Source organism: Sphaerospermopsis kisseleviana CS-549 (genome assembly GCF_028329225.1).
GTDB lineage: Bacteria > Cyanobacteriota > Cyanobacteriia > Cyanobacteriales > Nostocaceae > Sphaerospermopsis > Sphaerospermopsis kisseleviana.
Window position 1 is genome coordinate 20,897 of sequence record NZ_JAQMTI010000255.1, and the last position, 25,987, is coordinate 46,883.

The 25,987-nt window shown below is 36.7% G+C and carries 24 protein-coding genes and 3 pseudogenes; 15 read left to right on the forward strand and 12 right to left on the reverse strand.

Features of this window, described 5'->3' with window-relative positions; translation table 11 throughout:
- Window positions 1–115 precede the first annotated feature (115 nt).
- The 5 genes and pseudogenes from nifS to PN497_RS19810 all read left to right on the forward strand — a co-directional run bounded on the left by nifS (window position 116) and on the right by PN497_RS19810 (window position 8,129).
- A complete protein-coding gene (gene nifS / locus PN497_RS19790; protein ID WP_096572700.1) occupies window positions 116–1,327 on the forward strand; it encodes a cysteine desulfurase NifS in 1,212 nt (403 codons plus the stop codon).
- Window positions 1,328–1,465: 138 nt separating this feature from the next.
- Window positions 1,466–2,368, forward strand: a complete 903-nt coding sequence (gene nifU, locus PN497_RS19795) for a Fe-S cluster assembly protein NifU (RefSeq protein ID WP_096572699.1) — start codon at window positions 1,466–1,468, stop codon at window positions 2,366–2,368.
- A 218-nt stretch (window positions 2,369–2,586) separates the two neighbouring features.
- Window positions 2,587–3,024 (forward strand): annotated as a pseudogene (locus PN497_RS19800) (AAA family ATPase); the annotation flags it as partial.
- Between the two features lie 378 nt (window positions 3,025–3,402).
- Window positions 3,403–6,264 (forward strand): class I SAM-dependent DNA methyltransferase, encoded by a 2,862-nt coding sequence (locus PN497_RS19805; protein WP_096572698.1) that lies wholly within the window; start codon window positions 3,403–3,405, stop codon window positions 6,262–6,264.
- Window positions 6,265–6,386: 122 nt separating this feature from the next.
- Window positions 6,387–8,129 carry an Eco57I restriction-modification methylase domain-containing protein gene (locus PN497_RS19810; protein WP_096568589.1) on the forward strand — a complete coding sequence of 581 codons (1,743 nt, stop codon included), beginning with the start codon at window positions 6,387–6,389 and terminating at the stop codon, window positions 8,127–8,129.
- Here the strand turns inward: PN497_RS19810 and PN497_RS19815 are convergent.
- Window positions 8,103–9,158 carry a hypothetical protein gene (locus PN497_RS19815; RefSeq protein ID WP_272110779.1) on the reverse strand — a complete coding sequence of 352 codons (1,056 nt, stop codon included), beginning with the start codon at window positions 9,156–9,158 and terminating at the stop codon, window positions 8,103–8,105. The two genes, PN497_RS19810 and PN497_RS19815, sit on opposite strands and share 27 nt — an antisense overlap.
- A 134-nt stretch (window positions 9,159–9,292) precedes the next feature.
- Window positions 9,293–9,466 (reverse strand): hypothetical protein, encoded by a 174-nt coding sequence (locus PN497_RS19820; RefSeq protein WP_272110780.1) that lies wholly within the window; start codon window positions 9,464–9,466, stop codon window positions 9,293–9,295.
- A 23-nt stretch (window positions 9,467–9,489) separates the two neighbouring features.
- Between PN497_RS19820 and PN497_RS25960 the strand changes: the two are divergent.
- Both PN497_RS25960 and PN497_RS25965 read left to right on the forward strand, forming a co-directional pair.
- A pseudogene (locus PN497_RS25960) lies at window positions 9,490–10,479 on the forward strand (DNA-methyltransferase); the annotation flags it as partial.
- A 1,152-nt stretch (window positions 10,480–11,631) separates the two neighbouring features.
- On the forward strand, window positions 11,632–12,105 hold the full coding sequence (locus PN497_RS25965; protein ID WP_228051702.1) for a restriction endonuclease: 474 nt from the start codon (window positions 11,632–11,634) through the stop codon (window positions 12,103–12,105).
- A gap of 143 nt (window positions 12,106–12,248) precedes the next feature.
- Here PN497_RS25965 and PN497_RS19835 read toward each other — a convergent pair whose 3' ends face one another.
- Together PN497_RS19835 and PN497_RS19840 are read right to left on the reverse strand one after the other, a co-directional pair.
- Window positions 12,249–12,854, reverse strand: coding sequence for a hypothetical protein (locus PN497_RS19835; RefSeq protein ID WP_096572696.1), 606 nt, complete (start codon window positions 12,852–12,854; stop codon window positions 12,249–12,251).
- 68 nt (window positions 12,855–12,922) lie between these two features.
- Window positions 12,923–14,350 (reverse strand): integrase, encoded by a 1,428-nt coding sequence (locus tag PN497_RS19840; protein WP_096568583.1) that lies wholly within the window; start codon window positions 14,348–14,350, stop codon window positions 12,923–12,925.
- Between the two features lie 110 nt (window positions 14,351–14,460).
- Here PN497_RS19840 and nifH point away from each other — a divergent pair.
- Both nifH and nifD read left to right on the forward strand, forming a co-directional pair.
- Window positions 14,461–14,922: pseudogene (nifH, locus tag PN497_RS19845) on the forward strand (nitrogenase reductase); the annotation flags it as partial.
- 131 nt (window positions 14,923–15,053) lie between these two features.
- On the forward strand, window positions 15,054–16,436 hold the full coding sequence (gene nifD / locus PN497_RS19850) for a nitrogenase molybdenum-iron protein alpha chain (RefSeq protein WP_096568580.1): 1,383 nt from the start codon (window positions 15,054–15,056) through the stop codon (window positions 16,434–16,436).
- A 424-nt stretch (window positions 16,437–16,860) separates the two neighbouring features.
- On the opposite strand, the gene PN497_RS19855 is transcribed toward nifD, so the two are convergent.
- Window positions 16,861–17,487, reverse strand: coding sequence for a hypothetical protein (locus PN497_RS19855; RefSeq protein WP_096568577.1), 627 nt, complete (start codon window positions 17,485–17,487; stop codon window positions 16,861–16,863).
- A gap of 403 nt (window positions 17,488–17,890) precedes the next feature.
- Window positions 17,891–18,022: a hypothetical protein gene (locus PN497_RS19860; protein WP_268932455.1), complete on the reverse strand. Its 132-nt coding sequence runs from the start codon at window positions 18,020–18,022 to the stop codon at window positions 17,891–17,893.
- A 475-nt stretch (window positions 18,023–18,497) separates the two neighbouring features.
- On the opposite strand from PN497_RS19860, the gene PN497_RS19865 reads away from it, so the two are divergent.
- On the forward strand, window positions 18,498–19,073 hold the full coding sequence (locus PN497_RS19865; RefSeq protein ID WP_096568573.1) for a Uma2 family endonuclease: 576 nt from the start codon (window positions 18,498–18,500) through the stop codon (window positions 19,071–19,073).
- 227 nt (window positions 19,074–19,300) lie between these two features.
- On the opposite strand, the gene PN497_RS19870 is transcribed toward PN497_RS19865, so the two are convergent.
- The 3 genes from PN497_RS19870 to PN497_RS19880 form a co-directional block, all read right to left on the reverse strand.
- A complete protein-coding gene (locus PN497_RS19870; protein ID WP_096568570.1) occupies window positions 19,301–19,879 on the reverse strand; it encodes a hypothetical protein in 579 nt (192 codons plus the stop codon).
- A gap of 42 nt (window positions 19,880–19,921) precedes the next feature.
- The gene (locus PN497_RS19875; RefSeq protein WP_096568567.1) at window positions 19,922–20,506 is read right to left on the reverse strand and encodes a Uma2 family endonuclease; all 585 of its coding nucleotides are present in this window, start codon (window positions 20,504–20,506) and stop codon (window positions 19,922–19,924) included.
- 976 nt (window positions 20,507–21,482) lie between these two features.
- Window positions 21,483–22,085, reverse strand: a complete 603-nt coding sequence (locus PN497_RS19880) for a hypothetical protein (RefSeq protein ID WP_272110781.1) — start codon at window positions 22,083–22,085, stop codon at window positions 21,483–21,485.
- A gap of 413 nt (window positions 22,086–22,498) precedes the next feature.
- On the opposite strand from PN497_RS19880, the gene PN497_RS19885 reads away from it, so the two are divergent.
- The 5 genes from PN497_RS19885 to PN497_RS19905 all read left to right on the forward strand — a co-directional run bounded on the left by PN497_RS19885 (window position 22,499) and on the right by PN497_RS19905 (window position 24,510).
- Entirely contained in the window at window positions 22,499–22,789 is a 291-nt protein-coding gene (locus PN497_RS19885) for a hypothetical protein (protein ID WP_096568564.1), read from the forward strand.
- A gap of 73 nt (window positions 22,790–22,862) precedes the next feature.
- Complete coding sequence (locus PN497_RS19890) at window positions 22,863–23,138, forward strand: bluetail domain-containing putative surface protein (RefSeq protein WP_096568561.1); 276 nt, start codon at window positions 22,863–22,865, stop codon at window positions 23,136–23,138.
- Window positions 23,139–23,563: 425 nt separating this feature from the next.
- Window positions 23,564–23,788 carry a DUF433 domain-containing protein gene (locus PN497_RS19895; RefSeq protein ID WP_027404290.1) on the forward strand — a complete coding sequence of 75 codons (225 nt, stop codon included), beginning with the start codon at window positions 23,564–23,566 and terminating at the stop codon, window positions 23,786–23,788.
- Window positions 23,785–24,126, forward strand: coding sequence for a DUF5615 family PIN-like protein (locus PN497_RS19900; RefSeq protein WP_190648120.1), 342 nt, complete (start codon window positions 23,785–23,787; stop codon window positions 24,124–24,126). Before PN497_RS19895 ends, PN497_RS19900 begins: the two co-directional genes overlap by 4 nt.
- Before the next feature lie 39 nt (window positions 24,127–24,165).
- The gene (locus PN497_RS19905) at window positions 24,166–24,510 is read left to right on the forward strand and encodes a toxin-antitoxin system TumE family protein (RefSeq protein ID WP_096568558.1); all 345 of its coding nucleotides are present in this window, start codon (window positions 24,166–24,168) and stop codon (window positions 24,508–24,510) included.
- A 17-nt stretch (window positions 24,511–24,527) separates the two neighbouring features.
- On the opposite strand, the gene PN497_RS19910 is transcribed toward PN497_RS19905, so the two are convergent.
- The 3 genes from PN497_RS19910 to PN497_RS19920 form a co-directional block, all read right to left on the reverse strand.
- Complete coding sequence (locus PN497_RS19910) at window positions 24,528–24,743, reverse strand: hypothetical protein (protein WP_096572694.1); 216 nt, start codon at window positions 24,741–24,743, stop codon at window positions 24,528–24,530.
- Window positions 24,744–24,902: 159 nt separating this feature from the next.
- A complete protein-coding gene (locus tag PN497_RS19915) occupies window positions 24,903–25,355 on the reverse strand; it encodes an HNH endonuclease (protein ID WP_096568553.1) in 453 nt (150 codons plus the stop codon).
- Window positions 25,342–25,590, reverse strand: a complete 249-nt coding sequence (locus tag PN497_RS19920) for a hypothetical protein (RefSeq protein ID WP_096568550.1) — start codon at window positions 25,588–25,590, stop codon at window positions 25,342–25,344. The genes PN497_RS19915 and PN497_RS19920 overlap by 14 nt, the downstream gene beginning before the upstream one ends.
- Window positions 25,591–25,987 lie beyond the last annotated feature (397 nt).

Consider the following 25,987-nt stretch of genomic DNA (forward strand, 5'->3'; position numbering starts at 1 on the left):
ACAGGTGACAGTAAAGAAGTTTTTAGCAATTACCAATTACCAATTACCAATTACCTATCACCAATTACCCAAATCCAATAAGTAATAAATCATAACTAAGTAAATAGTGAGTGAAATGTTAAAGAATTGCATCTATCTCGATAATAATGCAACCACAAAAGTAGATCCTCAAGTTGTCGAGGCGATGCTACCTTACTTGACGGACTACTATGCCAACCCTTCTAGTATGCACACTTTTGGCGGTCAATTAGCTAAAGATGTGAAAGTAGCTAGAGAAAATGTTGCAGCTTTATTGGGAGCAGAAGATTCATCGGAAATTGTCTTTACAAGTTGTGGTACTGAAGGTGATAATGCAGCTATTAGAGCAGCGTTATTAGCTCAACCAGATAAACGCCACATCATCACTTCCCAGGTAGAACATCCGGCTGTTTTAAATGTCTGCAAACAGTTAGAAACTCAAGGTTATCAAGTTACTTATTTGTCTGTTAATAATAAGGGACAAATAGACTTGAATGAGTTGGAAGCTTCCCTCACTGGCAACACTGCTTTAGTAACAGTAATGTATGCCAATAATGAAACTGGCACAATTTTTCCAATTGAAGAAATTGGTGCTAGAGTTAAAGAATATGGAGCTATCTTTCACGTTGATGCAGTACAAGCTGTAGGTAAAGTACCCTTGAATATGAAGACCAGTACAATTGATATGTTAACCATATCTGGTCATAAAATTCACGCTCCCAAGGGTATTGGTGCTTTATATGTAAAACGTGGTGTGAGATTCCGTCCTTTCTTAATCGGTGGACATCAAGAAAGAGGACGTAGAGCAGGTACAGAAAATGTTCCCGGAATTATCGCTTTAGGCAAAGCTGCGGAACTGGAACTGTTACACTTAGAAGAGGCGACAAAGAGAGAAAGAAAATTGCGCGATCGCCTCGAACAAAGTTTACTTGCTAAGATTCCTGATTGTCAAGTAAACGGTGATGTAAATAATAGATTGCCTAACACTTCTAATATCGGTTTCAAGTATATTGAAGGTGAAGCAATTCTGTTACTTTTGAATAAGCATGGTATTTGTGCTTCCTCTGGTTCTGCTTGTACTTCGGGTTCTCTTGAACCATCTCACGTTTTACGAGCAATGGGTTTACCCTACACTACTTTACATGGTTCAATTCGTTTCAGTCTTTGTCGCTACACCACTGAGGAAGAAATTGATCAAGTAATTGCAGTCATGCCAGAAATTGTTGAAAAACTACGTGCATTATCTCCCTTCAAAAATGATGATGCAAGTTGGTTACAACAACATGAGCAAACTTTAGTAAATAGGTAATGGGTAATAGGTAATGGGTAATGGGTAATAGCAAATATATTGTTTCAATTACCAATTACCAATTACCAATTACCAATCACCAATTACCAATCATCAATCCAAAATCTAAAATCCAAAATCCAAAATCCAAAATTAACTATGTGGGACTACACTGATAAGGTATTAGAATTATTTTACGAACCCAAAAACCAAGGCGCAATTGAAGATAATCATGAACCTGGTGTAAAGGTTTCTGTGGGTGATGTAGGAAGTATTGCTTGTGGTGATGCTTTAAGATTACATTTGAAAATTGAAGAAGCAACCGATAAAATTCTTGATGCTCGTTTTCAAACCTTTGGTTGTACCAGTGCGATCGCTTCTTCTAGTGCTTTAACTGAAATGGTTAAAGGTCTAACTTTAGATGCAGCTTTGCAGGTAACAAATAAGGAAATCGCTGCATATTTGGGCGGTTTACCTGAAGCGAAAATGCACTGTTCTGTTATGGGTCAGGAAGCTTTAGAAGCTGCGATTTATAACTATCGTGGTATTCCTTTAGCGGCACATGATGACGATGATGAAGGTGTCCTAATCTGTAGTTGTTTTGGAATAACTGATGCTAAGATCAAGAAAGCAGTAAGACAGAATAACCTCTTCAGTGCAGAACAGGTAACAAATTATGTAAAAGCTGGTGGCGGATGCGGTTCTTGTTTAGCGAAGATTGATGATATAATAAAAGAAGTTAAGCAAGAGTATGAGAAAGAAATCGCCAGTAAAAATAGCGCAACAGCTAACAAAGAAATTTCCACAGTAGGGCAACAAAAACCATTAACTAATGTGCAAAAAATCGCCCTAATTCAAAAAGTATTAGATGAAGAAGTCCGACCTGTTTTAATCGCCGATGGGGGAGATGTTGAACTTTACGATATTGAAGGCGATAAGGTAAAAGTAATTCTGAAAGGTGCTTGTGGTTCATGTCCAAGTAGCACTGCAACTTTGAAGATTGCGATTGAATCGAGATTGCGCGATCGCGTTAACAAAAACATCATTGTTGAAGAAGTTTAGTCACAATTGACAATTGAGAATTGACAATTGACAACTAACAAAACAGTAATTCTTACAACCCAATAAACACTATGAACACAACACAAAATCTATGTTTGGTAGAGCGATCGCCTCCATAACCTGCGACGTTCTATTACACGCTCACTGCCGTAGATACAAGGCGTGAGAAACCAACAAACAAAAGACCAGTAAACCACTAATACTAGGAACTAGGAACAATGAGCGACGAAAAAATTAGACAGATAGCATTCTACGGCAAGGGCGGTATCGGTAAATCTACCACCTCTCAAAACACCCTCGCAGCTATGGCTGAAATGGGTCAACGCATTCTCATCGTAGGTTGTGACCCTAAAGCTGACTCTACCCGTTTGATGCTTCACTCTAAGGCTCAAACCACAGTATTACACTTGGCTGCTGAAAGAGGTGCTGTAGAAGACCTCGAACTCCATGAAGTAATGTTGACCGGTTTCCGTGGTGTTAAGTGCGTTGAATCTGGTGGTCCAGAACCCGGTGTAGGTTGTGCAGGTCGTGGTATTATCACCGCTATTAACTTCTTGGAAGAAAACGGTGCTTACACAGACTTAGACTTCGTTTCCTACGACGTATTAGGTGACGTTGTATGTGGTGGTTTCGCTATGCCTATCCGTGAAGGTAAAGGGGGGTTGTTTAGGGTTTTTGTTGGTGCAATTGTTTGAGGACTTTTGTTTTTTTGTTCCCTATTTTTGCCCTGGGATTTTTTGGGGAAATGGGGTTTTTGTTTGGGTTTTATGGTTTTGTTTACCCTATTTTTTACCTTGTGTCAAGGGGGATACATGATTTTTGCTAAATTGGTTACTGGTTACTCATTGGTTATTTTACAGTGATATTTGATTGTGAATAAACCATCAGAAATACAGCAAAATAAAACAAAAATAAAACATTTATTACATTTTGTTAAAAATGCCGATTCTCCCAGTTATCCTTTATATACATATATAATTATAGTGTATAATATATTCTTGTCTTGTAAATTTTTATTATATTTTGACAGTCAAATGGAAGATACACGCAATAAAATTATCAGTTTTGTTGAATATGCTCGCCAGTTGAAGGGTGATGAAAAAGGAGAAGCACAGGTATTTTGCGATCGCCTATTTCAAGCATTCAACCATCAAGGTTATAAAGAAGCAGGAGCAGAATTAGAATATCGCGTAAAAGTTAAAGGAAAGTCTACCAAATTTGCTGATTTACTTTGGCGACCTCGGTTACTAATGGAAATGAAAAAACGGGGTGAAAAACTAGAAAGACACTATCAACAAGCCTTTGAATATTGGCTGGAATTAGTTCCCCATCGTCCACAATATGTAATTCTTTGTAACTTTGATGAATTTTGGATTTATGACTTTGATATTCAATTACAAGAACCATTAGATAAAGTCACATTAGAAGATTTACCAAATCGTTATACCGTCTTAAACTTCCTATTTCCTGAAAATCGTAAACCGCTATTCAATAACAACTTAGTTGACGTTACACGCAAAGCAGCAGATAACGTTGCTCAAGTTTTTAATCGCTTAGTGGAAAGAAGAGAAAAAAAAGACATTGCCCAAAAATTTATTCTTCAGTGCGTTGTTGCCTTATTTGCAGAAGATATTGATTTGTTACCTAGAGGATTATTTAGTGAATTTTTAGATGATTGTCGTACTAATAAAATCAGTTCTTATGATTTAATTGGTGGACTTTTTAATCAAATGGGAAGTGACCGTCCTGCACCTCAAGATAGCCGTTATCGAAATGTTCCTTATTTTAATGCTGGTTTATTCTCTAAAGTTGAACCAATTTCACTGACAAGAGGCGAAATTGATTTATTAGCATCAGCAGCATCAGAAAGATGGTCAAAAGTAGAACCTGCTATTTTTGGAACATTATTTGAATCTAGCATGGGCAAAGAAGAACGTCATGCTTTAGGCGCACATTATACCAGTCCCGCAGACATTCAAAAAGTAGTTTTACCCACAATTGTTAGACCCTGGCAACAAAGAATTGATGCAGCCAATAAGCTAAATGAATTACTAGCACTCAGACAGGAATTAATTAATTTCAAAGTCCTTGATCCAGCCTGTGGTAGTGGTAATTTCCTTTATGTTGCCTATAGAGAAATCAAGAGATTAGAAGCCAGTTTATTAAACAAAATCCATGATAATTTCAGTCTGCGAACTACATCTAGTATAGGTACAATATCTTTAGTAAAAACAAACCAATTTTATGGATTAGATATTAAACCATTTGCTGTAGAACTAGCAAAAGTAACTTTAATGATTGCTAAAAAATTAGCATTAGATGAAGAAAATCAACTACTTAATGTAGCACAAACCAGTTTATCTTTAGAAATGGATCGCGCCCTTCCTCTGGATAATTTGGATCAAAATATTCGCTGTGATGATGCTTTATTTTGTGATTGGGTAAAAGCAAATGCAATTATTGGCAACCCACCCTATCAATCAAAAAACAAAATGCAGCAAGAATATGGAGAAGATTATGTTAGTCAAGTAAGAGAAAAATATCCAGAAGTACCAGGAAGAGCAGATTATTGTGTTTATTGGTTTCGTCGTACTCATGATGAATTAAGCACAGGTGGACGCGCTGGACTGGTTGGTACAAATACCATCCGTCAAAACTACTCCCGTGAAGGCGGTTTAGATTATATAGTCAATAATGGTGGAACAATTACCGAAGCAGTTTCTACTCAAGTTTGGTCAGGTAGTGCAGTTGTTCATGTTTCAATTGTTAATTGGATCAAAGGTGAAGAATCAGGTCAAAAGAAATTATATACTCAAGTTGGAGATGATGTAGATAGTCCTTGGGAAGTTGTAGAACTTGAGAAAATTAACTCTTCTTTATCTGCAAAACTTGATGTTACTCAAGCAAAAAAACTTTTAGTTAATATCAACTCAGGAGCTTGTTATCAAGGACAAACTCACGGACATAAAGGATTTTTACTCACTGCACAACAAGCGAAAATAATTGCTAAAGATGAATCTTCTCAATCTGTAATTCATCCTTACTTAATAGGTAATAGTCTATTAGGGAATTATAAAAGTCTTACATCTCGCTACTGTATTGATATGAATCATTGTCAAGATTCTGTTTCAGCTATGAAACATAGCCTAGCATTTGAACATATTCAGAAAAATGTTTTTCCAACCATAGAAAAGAATGCTAATGATGAGAGAAAACAAACTGGTAAAGAGAATGGTCCACGTCAATCACACTTTCGTCATTGGTGGAGATTTTGGAGAGGAAGGCCGGAAATGTTGGAGAAAATTTCTCTCATTCCGAGATATGTTGCTTGTGCAAGAGTAACTAAACGTCCAATTTTTGAGTTTGTTAGTTCTTCAATACATCCTAATGATGCTCTGCAAGTATTCCCGTTATCAGATGATTATTCTTTCGGAATTTTACAATCTGATATTCATTGGCAATGGTTTAATGAAAGATGCTCAACTTTAAAAAGAGATTTTCGCTATACTTCTGATACTGTTTTTGATTCTTTTCCTTTTCCTCAAAATCCCAAATTATCACAGGTGAAGAAAGTAGCCGCAGCAGCAGTTAAATTACGAGAGTTAAGACAACAAATTATGACAGAAAATAAATGGAGTTTACGCGAACTTTATCGCACCCTAGAAATACCAGGAAAAAACCGTCTTCGCACAGCACATGAAGAACTTGACAAAGCAGTTCGTGAGGCTTATGGTATGGAAAAAACAAAAGATATATTAAAGTTTTTGCTGGAATTAAATTTTGAAGTCGCAGATAGAGAAGCAAAAAATTTACCTGTAATAGCTCCTGGTTTACCTCCCTGTGTAACTGATGCTAGTGAGTTTATTACAGATGATTGTGTGAAAATGCCAGATTGAAATTTAATGTTTTACATAAGGGATCGCTTTTCTGGTGTGTAGGTTGTGGAGAGCGATCGCATTATTTTAATTTTCATACTATAATTACACAATATTGATAATTAAATAAAAAATTTAAAAATATGAATTACTTGCCAAACTCAATTCATAAAAGATATCAAAATGTTTCCCAAGACAAATTAGATGGTGCTACTTACACCCCAAAAATTTTAGCGGATTTTGTAGCAGAAAAAATAGTTGATATCGTTAAAAATAAAAATTTTATATCCCCTATAAAAATTCTTGATCCCGCAGTAGGTGATGGACAACTATTAGTCAGTTTACTAAAATATTTAAGATTACACAAAATTTCAAATTTAGAAGTATGTGCTTTTGATACTAACCCTGAAGCTCTAGAAAATGCAAAAAACAATATAAGAATTGAATTTCCCAAAATAAATTGTAAATTTTGGAATAAAAACTTCTTAGATTATGCTGCTTTGCAACGAGAAAAATATCAAACTCCTAGCTTATTTGAGCCTGTTTTGTATCAAAACTATGATGTAATTATAGCGAACCCTCCTTATGTTCGCACACAAATTATAGGAGGAACACAAGCTCAAAAAATAGCCAAACAGTTTGGTTTATCAGGGCGCATAGATATTTACTATGCTTTTATTCTAGGTATTGCTTCAGTTCTAGATCCTCAAGGTGTAACTGGAATAATTACTTCTAACAGATTTATGACTGTGAAATCAGGATTTGCAGTTAGACAAGCTATTTTAAATAACTTTAATATTCATCATGTATGGGATTTGGGAGATACAAAGCTATTTCCAGCCGCAGTTTTACCTGCTATACTTTTATTGGAGGGTAAAAATACACGAAAAGAAAATTTTACAGCTTTTACATCTATTTATGAAACTAAAGATACTGCTCAAGAATTTGCTGATAATCCCATTGCAGCTTTATCTAAAGAAGGAAATATAAAAATCAGTGATGGTAGATGTTTTTTAGTAAAACATGGTCAACTCAATAGTAACATCAATAATTCGGGAATTTGGTCTATAACCACAACAACAATTGACAGTTGGTTGAAAACCGTTGAGTCTCATACTTGGGGAACTTTCCGCGATATCGGAGATATTCGAGTTGGAGTAAAAACTTGTGCTGATAAAGTGTTTATTCGATCTGATTGGCAGAAAATACCTGAAGTAGAAAGACCAGAACTTTTAAAATTAGTAACTACTCATCATATTGCCAGAAGATTTAAAGTTATTGAGCTAGATCACCCTAAGCAAATTCTCTATCCCCATGCAGTAGTAGAAGGTCGTAGGGAAGCAGTTGATATTTCTTTATATCCTCGCAGTCAAGCATATTTAGAACTTTACCGCACTCAGCTTGAAAACCGCAAATATGTTATTAATGCAGGAAGGAAATGGTATGAAATTTGGGTTTCCCAAGACCCATTAGCTTGGCAATATCCTAAATTAGTATTCCGTGATATTTCTGAAAAGCCTACTTTTTGGATTGATTTGAGTGGTTCTGTAATTAATGGGGATTGTTATTGGTTGATGAGCAAAAATCCCCAGGATATAGAATTATTATGGTTAGCTGTAGCTGTTGCTAACTCTACTTTTATTGAACATTTCTATGACCACCGTTTTCATAACAAACTTTATGCTGGAAGAAGACGTTTTATGACTCAATATGTCGAACATTTTCCTATCCCTAATCCTCATAGTCATATAGGAAGAGAGATTATTAAAAAATCTCAAGATATATACAACCTAATCCCCTCCTTGGAAGCAGATATGCTTTGGAGAGAATTAGATTCTATGATTTGGGAATCATTTGGATTAGCTGTCGAAGAAATTAGTCGGTAACGGTATTTGCAGTTTCTTATTTAGGACTTTTCCTTGAAATTGGGGAAATCTGCTGAAAAATCTTTCACCTGTTGTCAAATAAAAATTTGTGATGGTAAGATTATCGCCATTTCTGACAGCATAAAAAATTCCATACCTAACATCACAATGACGAATTTGACAATCACCTATCTTTGGTACATCAAGAGGATTGTTACTATCTGGACAAACTAATCCAAGATCAATTGTTGGTGAAGTTTGAAGTTTTACTTCTAGTAATTGGTGGCGTATATCAGGAAATCGCCCATCATCTTGATAATTTTGATAGCCTAATTGTTGACATATAAGCCTATGCAATATTGCTCCACGATTGCGTTCTTGGTCATATCCAATATCAACTATAGACTGTCCAATTAACGGGACTAAGCGATTAAAAATTTCGCTAATTGGCAAAATTTCACCCATTTTAGGGTAATTTATAGGACTAGTAATTAATCGCAAATCAAAGTTTGTATTAAGAAAAGGTAAAAGCAAATTTGAATCTTGATTAGTGACTAATTCCGCATCAACTTGTCCAGTTAATAGTTTTGCCTGATACTTTTGAGTCAAAGTTCCTGTAGTGTCAAGCTTTGCTAGGGTGTCTCCTGTTACAGCTTTAACTTTAGTGATTAAATCATCACTATTCACTTTGATTAATACATATCTTCTTGTTACTTCAGGCTCATCATTCCAAATCTGCAAATTATTAGACTTTTGAATGTAAGTGTCGAAAAACTGGCCGGGAAAGCGAGGTTTAGTTTTCTTGAATGAATTAGGTATGGGATATCCAAGAGCTTGACATATAAGTTCTTTCACAAACTTAGAGCGAGTTCTTAGGGGTAAACCTTGCAGCGAAATTCCCCTTAGAGCTACATCAATTAATATTTCTAAATCCGGTGTTGGTATCCAAAGCTTGCGATCTCCAACCTCAATATCATCATATACGGATAGTCCACTTTCGCGGATTTCCTGTACATATTGCTCCAATCTAGATTCGTGACTTGACATCATTTAACTCTCTTTCACTCAAAATTTCAGAAATACTGATTCCTAAAATAGCAACCACTTATCTGTGATGTGCTGAGTTTTATCTGTGAACGATGTCTATAACTGTCTATAGCCAGGCTTTTCGGTATAGTAGGAAGCTATGACTGTGTTGGGTTGTGGGTGCGATCGCTTTTCCGCTTTTCCGGTGTGTGGGTTGTGGAGGTGCGATCGCTTTTCTGGTGTGTAGGTTGTGGAGAGCGATCGCTTTTCTGATATTTTGCTACTCTATCTATATTTACAGAACTTGCTATAGGAAAATAAAACTGTGCCAACCCTGTCAACCCTAGATAATTCAATAAAAATTGATAGTCAACCATATTACACTACTAACTTAGGTGCTGCCTACTTAGGAAACAGCCTAGAACTGATGGCAGAACTACCTGATGAGAGTATTGATTTAATTTGTACCTCTCCACCCTTTGCGCTAGTGCGTAAAAAAGAATACGGTAACGTAGATGCTCATGAATATATTGAATGGTTTAAAACCTTTGCTCGTCAATTCTACCGCATTCTGAAACCACAAGGATCATTAGTAATAGATATTGGTGGTACTTGGCATAAAGGTGTCCCAGTGCGATCGCTATATCATTTTGAATTAGTTATAGAACTATGCAAACCCAAGTCAAAAGGAGGACTAGGTTTTTATCTCGCACAAGAGCTTTTTTGGTATAACCCAGCAAAACTTCCTACCCCTGCGGAATGGGTGACAGTGCGTAGAGAGCGGGTAAAAGATGCTGTAAATACTGTTTGGTGGTTATCGAAAGATCCCCATCCAAAAGCAAGTAATAAGCGAGTTTTACGCCCTTATAGTGATGCCATGAAAAACCTGTTGAAAAATGGGTATGAAGCAAAACTGCGTCCATCTGGCCATGATATTTCTACTAAATTTAAAAATGATCGCGGTGGTGCAATTCCTCCAAATATTATTTCTGATTCCGAATTTGGTTCATCTACATTAATTGGTAAACCAATATTAGCTGAATTTAATTGGATTTTAGAAAATGATATGGGACAACCTGTAAATGTCATTTCTGCTTCTAATACTGCCTCCAATGATTATTATCAAAGACGCTGTAAAGAAGAAGGAATTAAACCTCATCCTGCTCGCTTTCCTCAAGCTTTACCTGAATTTGTAATTGGACTTTGTACAGAACCAGGTGATTTAGTTTTAGATCCATTTGCTGGATCAAATACTACAGGGCGCGTTGCGGAAACACTAGAGCGACGTTGGTTAGCATTTGAATTAGATGAAAATTATATTCAAGCATCAAAATTTCGATTTGAAAATGATGCCCCATTAGTTGTTACTCCACTGAGAGATAGAGAATCACTAAAAACAAAAGCTTTAAATTTAGCTCCTGAATTTAATAAAGTTTCCCCAGAAACTGATCAAAATACTCCGTATCAACTAGACCTATTTCAATCAACTAATAATAACATGACAGAGCAGAAATTAAAATTTACCTATGGGCATCAGTTTGAACCCAAAACCATGAAATTAACTGATTTGGTAGAACTGTGTATATATTATCAACCAGATCGTCGTGCTTTACAGGATGCTATTGCCAAAAAATATTATTCCCAGCACTCAACACAAAATGCTTCACAGAAAGAAGATAATCGTAGTAAATTGGCTATGAATACATTTCTTTCTCTCCGTGCTTACAAGTTGGTTGAATCCATAGAAAATGATGATTGGCAGTATCAAGTATCTACCCTTGGTAATGAGCTTTTAGAACATAAAAATGATCCCCAAGAAGTAGCTATCATTTTTGCCCGTCATATCCTGACAAACTTAACAGGAATGCACCTTTTAAAAGCGATAGAAGCAATAAATAGTAGAGGTGATCAACCAAAACTAGATTTAATTGGTTATGAATTACAAGAAATGGGCTATTCGATATCTCCCAATGCCATATATGTCAGCACTATGCGGCAATGGTTACAAGAAGCTGGAGTATTTGAAAAACAATATCAAATTAACTGGGATCAAGTATACGATATCTTAGAACTTGATAAGGATTATATTGATGAACTTTATACACTCACTTCAGAGCAAAAATATTTCTTGTTGGCAATGCTTCAGATGAGCATTACAGAATTAACAAAATGGAATGATATTGTTAAATATGCCATCAGCGTTTATAAAGTAAGATTTCCCTCCAAATCATTTGTTAAAGATATTATTCAACCTTTAGTAAATGCAGGATTAATTGAAACCGAAAAAACTACTGGTGGTAGAGGTGCTAAACCCAACCTTGTGAAGCTGACAGAAAAAACACAAAAAGAATTACTGTCTAAACTGCTAGAATCTATTGCAGACATGACAGAAATATCCCAAACTGAGCTAAATCGTAGTTTTGAAGATGTTGTTAAAGATTTAGATCATCCTGATAAACATATTAAGGGTAAAGCATTAGAATTACTGGCAATTTGGATGATTCGTTTAACTAGCTTACGGTTTACAAAATGGCGTAAACGAGATTATGAAACAGGCCAAGGTGAAGTAGATGTATTAGCAGCTTCAGATCGCTTTGTTTATCACCGTTGGCAAATTCAATGTAAAAATACCAAACGGGTAGATGTGGAAGTATTAGCTAAAGAAGTCGGGATGACTTTTGTAACTGGTGCTGATGTAGTGATGATTGTAACTACTGGAGAATTTACTAGAGATGCTTTTCAATATGCTTATAGAATGATGGAAGTTTCTCGTTACTATATGGTATTGATTCAAAAAGAAGATATTGAGGCAATTAAGGAAGATAAAACCAACATCATTAAAATTTTAGATCAAAGGGCGCGGCGTGTATTTGCAAAGAAAGAACTAGGAATGATAGATCAGGAAATTGATGAAATTGAAGCAGAAGAAGCTTCACTGACTGATTTTGATGGTGAATTTAATGAAGATTAAATTTTTTTTGCTAACTGTATGTAGGTGATACCTGCGGTTAGCTACGCTAACGCATTTCCGGTGTGTGGGTTGTGAGGTGCGTTAATTTTAGTTAATACAATTAATGGTGAACTATTCCTGAACTGTAGGAAATTATTAATTGACTATCCATCATTTTCCATCATCCAAACTAACATCCCTAAAATTTCATCTACAGGAGGTAAAGGATAATCAGCTAAATCAATAGTTACAATATCACCCTCTAACTTTAAAAATCGCCATTGTGTACCGCTACTAATTGCACCATAAACAATACTAAGAGGATTATGTTTAGCAAGATTAAATCTCTGTGCAGCTACCATCTCTGCAATACACTGTCCAAACCCAGTTCTTAAATCTGCTTTTTTGGCTTCTACAATCACAATTACAGGTGCTTCAATTTCCAACACTTCAGGAGAACGACTTAACAGAAAGTCACATATTCCATTTAATCCCACCGACTCATCAACTGTAAAATCTTCACCAGAAAATAAACTAATTTGCCGATTTAAAATTCTTCTTACTTCTAACAAAACTGGATAAATAATCCCTTCAGAACGTGCTTTTTCACTAGCAGAAGCAGCAAGGGGTAAACTTTCTGCTAAATATGCTGTTAACGTCGTAGAAGGTTCAATTTTGGCAACTTCAGGAATAAAACGCCCACCTTCCTGAGTTTTTAACCCAAAAGCTTCTTTAACCTTACCTATAGATGTAAATTGACTATAAGACATATCTTGTAACATTCCTAGTTTTATAAAATTATTTTTGCGCCTCAGTGTCTGTGAGTGAGGCTAATATCTTATCTTAACTCAATTTTCATCAAACTGTGTCCCATCTGCAATTTCAATCTTTCATTCTCAATTCTTAACCTCTCATTTTCCTGTTCCAACATTATTACCATCTCTTGCAATTCTTCAACTTTCGATTTTTTCTTAATTGCTTCCTCAATTGCAACCTTCCGATTTTCCAAACTAAACCACTTCTGATAAATGGATGTGTGCATATTCACAGAATGACCCAAATTATCAGCCGCCGCTTTAATAGGAATCCCCATTAAATGCGCTCGAATTGCCCAAGCGTGACGTAAATCATAAGGTTGAAAATTCACACCGACAAATCTAAACCATCTATCTGTACCATGTCGCGCAGCGTTGATTTCTTTACTCGTTATTTTATCTTGAATTTTCAATTTCAATAATTCAATTGCTTCTAAATCTGTTTTTAAATTAAACTCTTCTACCCAACGAGGATATAATGGTAAAGCTTCCCTTTCTCCGGTTTTACATTCTTCATTAACTCGCCATGTATTCATGGTATTATCGGCAGATAACCACCAATCTAAATCCGGTTTCACAAAAATTTCAATAGGTCTTAAACCATAAGTTGCTAACATTCCATAAACCCATTTCCACAATTTCCAATTATTTCTATCTTCTCTAGTTGTTAACTTACTTGGTCGGTTAATGGCGTAATTTTCAAACTTCAAATATTCTTTTTCAATTTCCACATCAGTGGGTATATCGCGTTTACGTTTTGCAGTAGGTTTAATTTTTAAATTGCTTAATTCAGGAACTTCTAAACCAGAACATTTACACAAAACCCGAATTACTTTAATCAATTCATTTTTCACACTATCAGAAGATTGGCAATTTTGCACAGCTTCGATAAAATTAGCATCTATCGCTAGTTTATCCTTGGGTAAATGCTTTTGAGCAATATAAAAATAACTGCTAAAAGTATTTTCACTTTTTAAAGTTTTTTTCCGAGTTTGGAAATAACTTTTCTCAAAATCTGCAATTAAATCACCAATGGTTTTTAAATTAGCTTTAATCCGAGTTTTCCCTAAATATTTATCAGTCCATTGAAATTGTTTTCTAGCAATTAACTTTCCTAATTCATAAGCCTCTTCTTCCGCAGTATTCAACCCATCAAAATTAAAAGGAATACCCAAAGAAATATCATATTGTTTTGTACCGCTACCGTTTTTATCAATATCCCCTGGTTTAATAGGTAAGGTGCATCTCAACTGTAAAGAATTGCCAGATTTGCGGATATAAACACCAACATTAGCCGCTTTTAATCTACCATTAATTGCTTTTAATTCTGTAGTTAATTTTGCCGTTAGATGATTTTCTTGTTCATTTACTGCTTGCATTCTACCTAAATATCCCCCATCGGTAATAGCTGTTTGGTGAAAATCGGCAAATGCTTCCTGTGTTCTGTCCATACCCTAGATTTACCCTAATAAAAAAACCGTTCACTCTAGACAATGATTACCGCAAACATAGTCTAAAATGAACATTCTACAGCTATTTTTATGAGATAAATAATCTTTGCCGTGAAGGTAAAGCACAAGAAATCTACATCGTTACCTCTGGTGAAATGATGGCGATGTACGCTGCAAACAACATCGCTCGTGGTATTTTGAAATATGCACACTCCGGTGGTGTACGTTTAGGTGGTTTGATCTGTAACAGCCGTAAAACTGACCGGGAACACGAACTCATCGAAACCTTGGCTAAACGTTTGAACACCCAAATGATTCACTTCGTACCTCGTGACAACATCGTTCAACACGCAGAATTGCGTCGTATGACCGTTAACGAGTACGCTCCTGACAGCAACCAAGCTAACGAATACCGTGCATTAGCTAAGAAGATCATCGAAAACAAGAACCTCACCATTCCTACCCCAATAGAAATGGATGAATTAGAAGCTCTGTTGATCGAATACGGTATTCTTGACGATGATTCCAAGCACGCTGAAATCATCGGCAAGCCCGCTTCTGCAACCAAGTAGTATTCAGTAATTGAGGAATAGGAAAAAGGAAAACTCTACATCACTTCCTTTTTACCTTCCTCCCCAAGCGTGGGGATTAACTTCCCCTTCTCTACCTAAACAATATCTAAAAGAGCTAATAGAGGCCAGACATGACTCCTCCAGACAACAAGAAGATTGTTGAAGAAAGAAAAGAACTGATTAAAGACGTTCTTAAAGCTTATCCCGAAAAGGCTGCTAAGAAGCGCGAAAAGCACCTGAATGTACACGAAGAAGGTAAAACAGATTGTGGTGTTAAATCTAACATCAAATCCTTACCTGGTGTAATGACCGCTCGTGGTTGTGCTTATGCAGGTTCTAAGGGTGTGGTTTGGGGTCCTATTAAGGACATGATCCACATCAGCCATGGTCCTGTAGGTTGCGGTTACTGGTCTTGGTCTGGTCGTCGTAACTACTACTTAGGTACAACTGGTGTTGATACCTTCGGTACTATGCACTTCACTTCTGACTTCCAAGAACGCGACATCGTGTTCGGTGGAGACAAGAAGTTATTGAAACTGATCGAAGAATTAGAAGAATTATTCCCCTTAAACCGTGGTGTTTCCGTTCAATCTGAATGTCCCATCGGTCTAATTGGGGATGACATCGAAGCGGTTTCTAAGACAGCTGCTAAAAAACTCGGTAAACCCGTTATTCCTGTACGTTGCGAAGGTTTCCGTGGTGTGTCTCAGTCCTTGGGTCACCACATCGCTAACGACCAAATCCGTGACTGGGTATTCCCCAGAGCAGACAAAGCTAAGAAAGACGGTACTCTCAAGTTTGAAGGTACTCCTTACGACGTAGCAATCATCGGTGACTATAACATCGGTGGTGACGCTTGGGCAAGCCGTATCCTGTTAGAAGAAATTGGTTTGCGTGTTGTTGCTCAGTGGTCTGGTGACGGTACTATCAATGAGATGTTGTTGACTCCTAATGTGAAGATCAACCTCATCCACTGCTATCGTTCTATGAACTATATCAGCCGTCACATGGAAGAAGCTTATGGTATTCCCTGGATGGAATATAACTTCTTTGGTCCTACCAAGATTGCTGAATCTTTAAGAGCGATCGCTGCTAAATTTGATTCTAAGATCCAAGAAAACGCTGAGAAAGTTATTGCTAAATATCAGCCTTCTATGGATGCGATCGTTGCTAAGTACCGTCCTCGTTTGGAAGGTAAGACAGTTGCAATGATGGTTGGTGGTTTACGTCCCCGTCACGTTGTACCCGCTTTCCAAGATTTGGGTATGAAGTTGGTAGGTACTGGTTATGAGTTCGCTCATAATGACGACTATAAACGTACTACTCACTACATTGAAAACGGTACTATCGTTTATGACGACGTAACCGCTTTTGAATTTGAAGAGTTTGTTAAAGCTCTGAAGCCAGACTTAATTGCTTCTGGTGTGAAAGAGAAGTATGTATTCCAAAAGATGGGTCTTCCTTTCCGTCAAATGCACTCTTGGGATTACTCCGAACTTGATGATGTTTCTTGAAAGGTGCGGTAATTTTAGGTTTTTTAGTTGGGCAATTTTGAGATTTTAATTTTTAGATTAAATTGATTTTATTATGTTATATAATAACATTGTTTATAGATAACTGCAAGTGGTAAATCTATGATTTGATCAGTGGTTGAGGGAGTTGTTAATTTTCGATGTTTGGGAAATTTGTTATATAGAACAACTTTCTTCAAGTGGATTTTTTAGACTAACTAGACTATGTTTAGGCAAAAAATTTTTTAGGCAAAAAATTAGTAATTTTTATAAAAATCACCTCCCCGAACTTGCTTTCTTGCTTGTTACTAAACATCTCTTTCAAAGAGGATTAGGGAGAGGTAAGATAGGAGTTTGGAGAGGGGTTTTAGGTTTAATTAATTGATGATGGGGATAACCTGCTATTTCTCTGATGCAACAGGTGATTTTAATTGTTGTAGGGCAGGGAGGAATGGTGTACTACAATCCGCAGTTTACCATTGTTGTCCTTGATGAACTTCCAGGTCTTGTCCACTGTGGTTACTTTACCAGTCTTGTCAGTAATTAGGACGTTGCCCATTGTTGTAGCTACATTACCATCAATGAAAATTCCAGCGTTGCGAATTTCCACCTTTCGCCATCCTTTTAGGGCAAAGCCTTTATCATCAGGAAAAGAGGGATTGTCGCCCACGAAATAAGCCAATGCACCTTCCCGTGTTGTGCGGAAAGTCTGTGGTGCTTTTGTCAGAGTTGGCTTGAATAGCACTGCTCCCATCTGGTAAGCATAGGCTTCATCGATAACTTTTTCGGCTAATGCTTTGGCTGCGTCTTTTCCCTTCTCATCGTAGGTGGTGGAGATGGCAACTAATGCGTCTCCCCAGGCTTTTTGGGCTGCCAAGACTTCAGATTCAGTGATCGCCAGATTAACGACTGAAGTCTTGGGGGTTGATGAGGTTGTACTATTTATGGTGTTATTAACTTGAGCTTTGGCTATTGACGGTGCAGCAGCTAACAAGGCTATAGCAGCAGCAGCAGAAAGATTGATTTGCAAATGCTTGAAACAGGTCAGTTGCATACTTAATAAACAGCTATTTTTTATAACACTATAACATTACATTCAACCACATTATGTCAATAAATTACATTGATATTGATATTGGGATATAATTTGGTATATATAAGTTAATCTAATCTTTGGTTTACTTGGTGTCTCATGGTTAATCTAGGTTTTCCAAAGAAAAGTATTGCTTATTGGGGTTTGGGAAGTGCGATCGCTCTCAATTCAATAATTTTCTTCACTCAGATAAAATAATTATACTTAAATTATACTTAAATTATACTTAAATTACACTTAAATTACACTTAAATTACACTTAAATTACGGTTCTATGCAACGAGTGTAGTTGTCATTGGTAAATTATCTTTAGTTTTATTGATTTTATCATTGAGTATTTGGGAAAGTGCGCTTGCACTATAACTCATTCAGATAAAATAATAGTAGCTAATCGTTCCTCAATTTCACAGATATAATCTGTCAAACCTGTATCAACTCCTCTTTCTTGTAAATGTTTTAAACTTGTCTCTTCCCAACATAGTTTTTCCCGTTCCATATCGTAATACAACCATTCATGCTAAACAAAGGTTTGGAATCATAAATGCAGAATTGTTTAGATTTCCTCATGTTCATAAATATATAAAGTTTGGTTGGTATTCGTTTGTTTTCTTGCTTAATAAAACCAATGGATTGAATATGAATTATGAAGATAACTGGTTACAAATATGTCAGTCTATTCATCGTATTCCTGCAAACATATCGGAAGAGGATTTTTGTGATATGAGTATATTGTCAGGAGAAATGTCCAAAAAGCATTATGATTATATAAATCAGAACTTATAGTTTGTTTTAATAAACGAGCGTTGAAAGCACAAAGGATAAAATTTTTAGTCTGTAACTTGGGTTAAGCAACAATACAACCCAACATTATTTAAAAAACAATAAATCACATCCTGTAAATCCTCAAATCCTGGACATCCTGATTCAGACAAATGCTACAATTAACAAATCACCACAAGGAGTAAAAAACTATGCCCATCATGACAATTAAAGATGTGGAAAAACTACAAAGTGCAATCAATGAGGCTGGTTTAGATTATGATCTAGAATTAGAAAACGGGAGCATTTCTATCGTGGGTCCTTCGGATATTGTATCTAGTGAAATAGGTATTCTTTTTAGCCGACTATTAGCTAACTGGGTTTATCCCCGTCGTTTAGGAAGAGTTTTTGATTCTGCGGGTGGTTTTATTTTACCAGATAGCAATTTAACCGCTCCCGATGTTTCTTTTGTGCGTGCTGCAAGGTTGCGTCAAAGTCCCCGTTATTTTGGTGAACTTGTGCCTGATTTAGTAGTAGAAATTAAATCTCAAAGTGATAGAATTAAAACCTTAGAAAAAAAAGTTATCAATTTTATTAATTTGGGTGCAGTGGTGGGAATTTTAATTGATCCTGATGAAGAAACTGTTACAGTTTATCGTTCTCAAGGTGAACCGGTCGTTTTTAACAACAATGATGTTTTAACTATTCCTGAACTTTTACCAGGTTGGGAATTACCTATTTCTGAATTATGGCCTCCTGTTTTTACTGAGGAAGAAATAGAAAGTTAGTTTTAGTTGATTTTTAAATTATGTTTAAGTTGGTAAGGTGTGTAAAACAGATAAGTTAGTAAGAAAATGATTAAATTTATAATCTTTATCATCTGATTATAATCTGACACACCTTTAGGCAAAAGTTAAGAAATAAACGAACCACAGAGAACACAGAGAAATGAGGTTTTAAGAGAGATTTTCATAATTCTTTCTTGGTGGAAATCTTCATATTCTTTTGTTTTCCTTTAATCAGGAAAAGCTAAACCAGTGCGCGGATCACGAATATATAAACCTAGTGTTAAACTCCGCATTACTTCATCCCAAACAGGTGTTAATTGTTCTGCTTGATCCGCCCAATAATCAAAGGTAATTAAACATTGAATATTAGAACCTAAACCTACACAAATTCTAGAATATGCTTCTCTAGGTTCTGCTTGGGTATCAATAAATTTAATTTGTCCCCACATGATTTTTGCTGTTTGGCGTTTAACTTGTATGATTTCCCCTGTTTCAATGACATCACGCTTATCATCTTCTATGATTTTTTTTAAGGTGCGTTTGAGGGGGAATAATGTCCAATCATTGGGGGGTAAATGATTATAGGAAATTTCTAAACAACAATCATCATTAGGTGGTTTTTTATCTGTGAATTTAAAGGATTTTTCTTTTGGTTCAAATACCCAATCTTGGGGAACATTAAACCGCACTGCACCCCTACCAGCGACAAATATTTTATAATCTTCAGGTCCTTCCCAGTGATGGTTTGGATCTAGTTCGAGGGTTTCTTTAATCCATTGCAGGTTGCTTTTTTTACGCTTGGACATAATTTTCATGTTCTCCTTTGTTTCTAGATTTAAGATTCGAGTTTAATTTTCTGTTTCTGTCTCTAATTCTACACCTTCATATAATAATTCAATGGGAAATTCAAATTCAATGCTTGATAATGTAATTATATCTCCAGTCGTGTAGGGATAGTAAAGCCACATTCTCCCTTCTCCTCGACAATAACGCTCAACATATATTCTTTCCGAATCAATTAAAATATATTCTTGTAGGGAGGGAATTGTTAAATAATATCTGAATTTTTCTCCTTTATCTTTATTGGTTGTACTGGGAGAAAGCACCTCTACAATTAATTGCGGATGTTGAATAAATTTGCGAGCGTTGATATCTTCATGGTGACAACTAACAACAAGATCAGGATAGAAGTAGATGCTGTTGGGATTAACTTGTACTTTGACATCTGATACGTTGACTCGACAACCTTGAGGATGGACATGAGAATATAAAGGTCTGTAAAGATTGAGAGCAATATCATTATGGGGAATTGTACCACCAGTCATGGCGAAAACTTCGCCGTTGATGTATTCATAGCGAATATCTTGGTTAAGTTCCCATCTGAGATATTCCTCAAAGGTCATTTTTGGCTGTTTTTGGGGAATGGCTATCATATCAGAATTTTGAGAAGTTTGTTTTGATTATAGCTACAAATTTAATATTTTTTCTTGATTCACTGGCTGGTTATGTTGATGATTGCATTTCTTTAGAAAGATTTAAGATCCAGCAGTATTCTTGTTAATGACACTCCAAAATTATGGCGTTTAAATGCACCTGGTGATTTTAAGGTGATTGATGCTTCTTTGATTTCTTTTGATCCCACAAGTTCTGCACAACCTTTTAAAGTGACTGGACTTTTATCAGGTCAAGTTCCTCCTCAAGTCTGCGATTACAGTAGATAATTAATTGATCAGGCGATCGCTTTTTTTGAATTAATACTTAATTAATTTGATAATTTGGCGATCGCATAACACAATGCAAATGTCACACTTTTTGAGTTGGCAAAGGTGCTAATTTTTACCTATCCTGGTTGACAGTTTTATAGCCGTAGACAGAGCAGTTAGGACATCAATAAATCATGAAACTCTCAACCCAATAGACACCTCCAGAAAAGAAATTATGGAACTTATTTATGGGGGCAGGGCGAAGCATTTGGAATATCTAGATGTCTGATTTTTCCGTTAAATTATCGCCCAAATGCTTCGCCCCTACAACTTATGACAAATTAATACATTCTATTTTGGAGATGTCTAATAGGGTCTTACTCCTGACTTCTGACTCCTGACTCCTGCTATAATAGACACCTCCAGAAAAGAAATTATGGAACTTATTTATGGGGGCAGGGCGAAGCTTATGGAATATCTAGATGTCTGATTTTTCCGTTAAATTATCGCCCAAATGCTTCGCCCCTACAACTTATGACAAATTAATACATTCTATTTTGGAGATGTCTAATAGACATCATAATTGCACAGAATATTGCACAGAATGTAGAGAAGAGAGTTCTTACCTATGGAACATCTCTATATCTCTACAGTGATTTATGTTTAGTTTCACCAACCTGCTATTTTTCTGATGAAACAGGTGATTTTAATCTTTGTAGGGCAGGGAGGAATGGTGTACTACAATACGCAGTTTACCATTGGTATCCTTGATGAACTTCCAGGTTTTGTCCACTGTGGTTACTTTACCAGTCTTGTCAGTAATTAAGACATTGCCCATTGTTGTAGCTACATTACCAACAATGAAGATTCCAGCGTTGCGAATTTCTACCTTTCGCCATCCGTTGAGGGCAAAGCCAGTATCATTAGGGAAAGAAGAATCGTCGCCCACGAAATAAGCCAATGCACCTTGGCGTGTTGTGCGGAAAGTCTGTGGTGCTTTTGTCAAAGTTGGCTTGAACAGCACTGCACCCATCTGATAACCATAGGCTTGATCAATAATCTTCTCGGCTAATGCCTTAGCTGCGGCTTTTCCCTTCTGATCGTAGGTGGTGGAGATGGCGACTAATGCATCTCCCCAGGCTTTTTGGGCTGCCAGAACTTCAGACTCAGTGATGGTCATATTGACTACTGAAGTTGAGGGGGTTGATGAGTTGGAATTAAGGATGATGTTATTAACTTGAGCTTGAGCTATTGACGGAGTAGCAGCTAACAAGGCCATAGCAGCAGCGGTGAGCTCTTTGTAAATCATTGAGATGCTGTCCTTGATGCTCAAAGATTTGGTTATCTGCAATTTCAATTATCTGTTCAATATTTAACACTACTCGATCCCCTTCAAGTCAAGACTTTTTAAAAGTCTATCATGGTTTTAATACATCTTCTAGTGAAACTACACAGACAAAACCCATCTTCGCGGGTTTAGTACAGGATATAAATTTTTGACTAATGGTTGGTGAGAATTTTTACTGGTGACAAGATATTACTTTTAGAGACTTTTTACCGCTTTTACATACTTTTGAGGTCTTGACATCCTCTTTTGGGCGTATTAAAGTCAGTATGTTTTAAAACTATCGTAATTTTATTGTGGGTCGGGTAGTAAATTTCATATTTATCTGCATTTACTCCCAATAAGAATTTGTACGTTATTCAAACGGGGGAATTGACATGAATAAGATCATATCATCTGCGATCGCTGTTTCTGCCATTACTGTATCTACTGTCTTTGGTTTAAGTTTAGTTAATGTCAACTCTTCCAAAGCTGACCTACCGTCTAAGCGTGAGATAGCACAAAGTTTGCGTCAATCGGGACAACTACCACAAACAGTCGTGTTGCAACTAGACACAAAGTCTCTCAACAATTTAACTTGTGAAATTACTACAATTCCTGCAAACCGATCTTCTTATTCCCCAACCAATAGATATGACCGACAGGTTTTTAAGTGTACAAGTAGGTAGTGAAATACCCATGGAGTCTTTCCATTGTACTTCTCTGCAATAGTTTTGGTTTTTGGCGTTGCTGATTTGAGGTATGAAAGAAAATTATGGCGTTGCTACTTTAGCAGATGTTGTGAATAATGTATTCACCGACGCCGATGGAGCGTCAGTCGGAAATCAGGCTCTACGTCTAAATAGTGCAGCCTTAGTCAATGTTACAACTGCTGGCATTGCCGGAACTTACTTGGTGATAAATGATGGTATTCCTGCGTTTCAATCCCATCGTGATTTGGTGGTCAATTTAACCGGATACACGGGTCCATTCCCCGGTTTGGGCGACATTGATAATGTTAATAGCTTTTTTGTCTAGCTTCATTGTTTTGTTGAAGTTGGTTAGTAGTATTCAGATCCCCGACTTCTCTAAGAAGTCGGGGATCTAAGCGATGATAAATTATATCCTGTCAACTATCAGACAAATTCCCACAGCGATCGCTACCAATTAATCACCATCAAATTAGCAACCTCATCCTGTAAATCCTAAAATCCTGGAAATCCTGATTCAGACAACCAGAGCGATCGCCACCAATTAACCACCGAGTCCCTCATCCTGTAAATCCTGAAATCCTGGAAATCCTGATATGGCTTGCGCCACGCTACGCTATCAGACAATTAATCAGCGTCAAATTAGCAACATCATTTACAAACAGATCCCTCATCCTGTAAATCCTCATCTAGCTTGCACCACGCTATCAGACAAATGCTACAATTAATCCGTAACGACAAGAAGTAACCAAAATGGAAAGTAGAATCACTATTCATCCAGACATTTGTAATGGACGACCCATTATTACTAATACTCGAATTTCTGTACAAACAATTATGGAGTTTTTAGGCGCTGGTGATTCAATTGAGGAAATTCTGGAAGAGTACCCCTCTCTACAACGAGAAGATATTTATGCTTGTATTCAATTTGCAGCAAAGTTGATGGGGAATCATTATCAAGTGAGAAAAATCGCATGAATGGGTTTTTATTCGATGAAAATTTACCCGTGAAAATCCAATTTACTCCATCTTTACCCATTGTCCATGTTTCAATCTTAGGTAACAGTCCAAGTGATACCCAAATATGGCAGTATGCGAAAGAAAGAAAATTGGTAATTGTTACCAAAGATGCAGATTTTTCCGATCGCATGATGGTTGATTTACTCCCGCCTAAAGTAGTACATCTACGCTTTGGGAATGTGCGAAAACGTCAATTTCACTTACTTCTGTCTAGAGTTTGGCCAGAAATTGAAATTTTAGTGGCTGATCATCAGTTAATTAATGTTTATTTGGATCAGATTGAAGCTTTTAAATAATTAATGTTTGATACTAGAAAGCGATCGCTTAAATAGAATATGTCACTCAACAATTACCAAGCTGATATTCTTATCGTTATTCAAAAATACCTGAATCAAGGGTGGATTATATCTTTTAATTTTTCCTTAGATGCTAGATCAAACTATGTCGGGCTTATCCAGGGAAATTTAGGCTTTTTACGGGGGAGTCGCTTATTTTTCAAAGAACATATTGATCTACAAGAATCATTAGCAAAGCTCTCTTATTCATTCCATTATCAAGACAATGAAAACAACTTAATATTTCGCTATGATAATGCAAAACACAAACCTGATTTGGGCTACGCAGATCATAAGCATATTAAAGATGAAATTATCCCATCTAAAATTCCAGAGCCTCTGTAAAGGAAAATCTTTGAGGTTTATTCATGTTCCTTTTGTTTATCAGCTTCTAGTAGTTGGGCTAGTTGATGTGCAGCAGCATGAGAATTTAGCGGGGACACAATAGAATAAGTTGCTCCCTGTTCTAATGATGGTTCTTCATCTTTAGCTAATTCTGATACTAGAAACTGCATGACTTTTAGCTTATCTGCACGAGTTAGATTTCGCAGGGTGGGAAATAGTTCTATGGCGTTCATAATTTTCATGGTAGAGAGAATTTTATATTTCTATTTTTCCACAAGTTTCATGATTGTGGGTTAGTGAAGCTCACGGTGCGATCGCATTTGTTATGACTGGATGGTTTTAAGTTGTCTTGATTTTATCATTGGATATTTAGGATGAGGCGATCGCACAAATTACTCTGATTCTTGTGGATCATCTTCAGGAGGATGTAGACCGCTTTCAACCCATCTTTGTCGAGATTTTTGAATAAATTTTTCTCCTCGACGTTCATCATTTAGATCAAGACGTTCACAAGTTGCCCTTCCTGTAGGAGTCGTACCAATAATACACAAACCGTCAGATGTCCAAATAAAATGTTCAGACCAAATTTGCTGACGAGGGTTAAATAAAGGAGTTTCTTTTCCCGTATCAGGATCAATACCTGTAGTGAAGTTGTAGCGTCTTTCGTTGCAACGACGACAGGCCAGAGCAAGATTATCGGGACTATCCGTACCTCCCAGAGATTGGGGTTGCAGATGGTCAATGGAAAGGGGTGCTGTGCTGAGAAGTTCAGGGTAGTGACAGTATTCACAGCGACATTGAGCGCGTTGTCTCACCTGCTCATAAAGAGATTTAGGAATGGGCATTTTCTTGAGCAGCAACAGCAGCGTTAATATAACTGAATATGTCGTCAAGTTCTCCTATGGCTTCTAATTCTATTGCTTCTTCTGGGGTGAGGGTATTCAATTTATTTTTATCAAGGAGTTCTTGCATCCGTTCTCCTAGTTGATCGGTAAATTTGAAGAGGGTGAGGTTATTAATACGCTTGATACAGATTCCTTCTGGTAGGAATTGGGAGGGTTTAACCAGTGTAGCTGTCATTGGTGGATTGTTTTGAGTTTTCTTGATTTTATCATTGGATATTTAGGATGAGGCGATCGCTCTTTAGGGTTTAGGGTTGAGGAGGTGCGAGTACCCATTGTAATCATGGTTGGCGATAATATACAGCACTTTCTGGTGTAATGAGGTACACTATTGGCGGGCAAGATGCCCACCCCACAGGAGTTTCATTATTATGATTTGTACCTCATAGGAATGAAATCTGCTGTATATTATTCTTAGTATATCGTGACTATACTAACCCAAGTTGCTAGTTATGAGGAAGAGCGATAGCTACGCTGCACTTCGTGAACGCCAGGGGGGAATTTGTGAAGTCAGTGGGTCAATAAAGTAATAAAATCCCCTCCAGTCAGAAAAAAGGAGGGGAGTATGTTAAAAG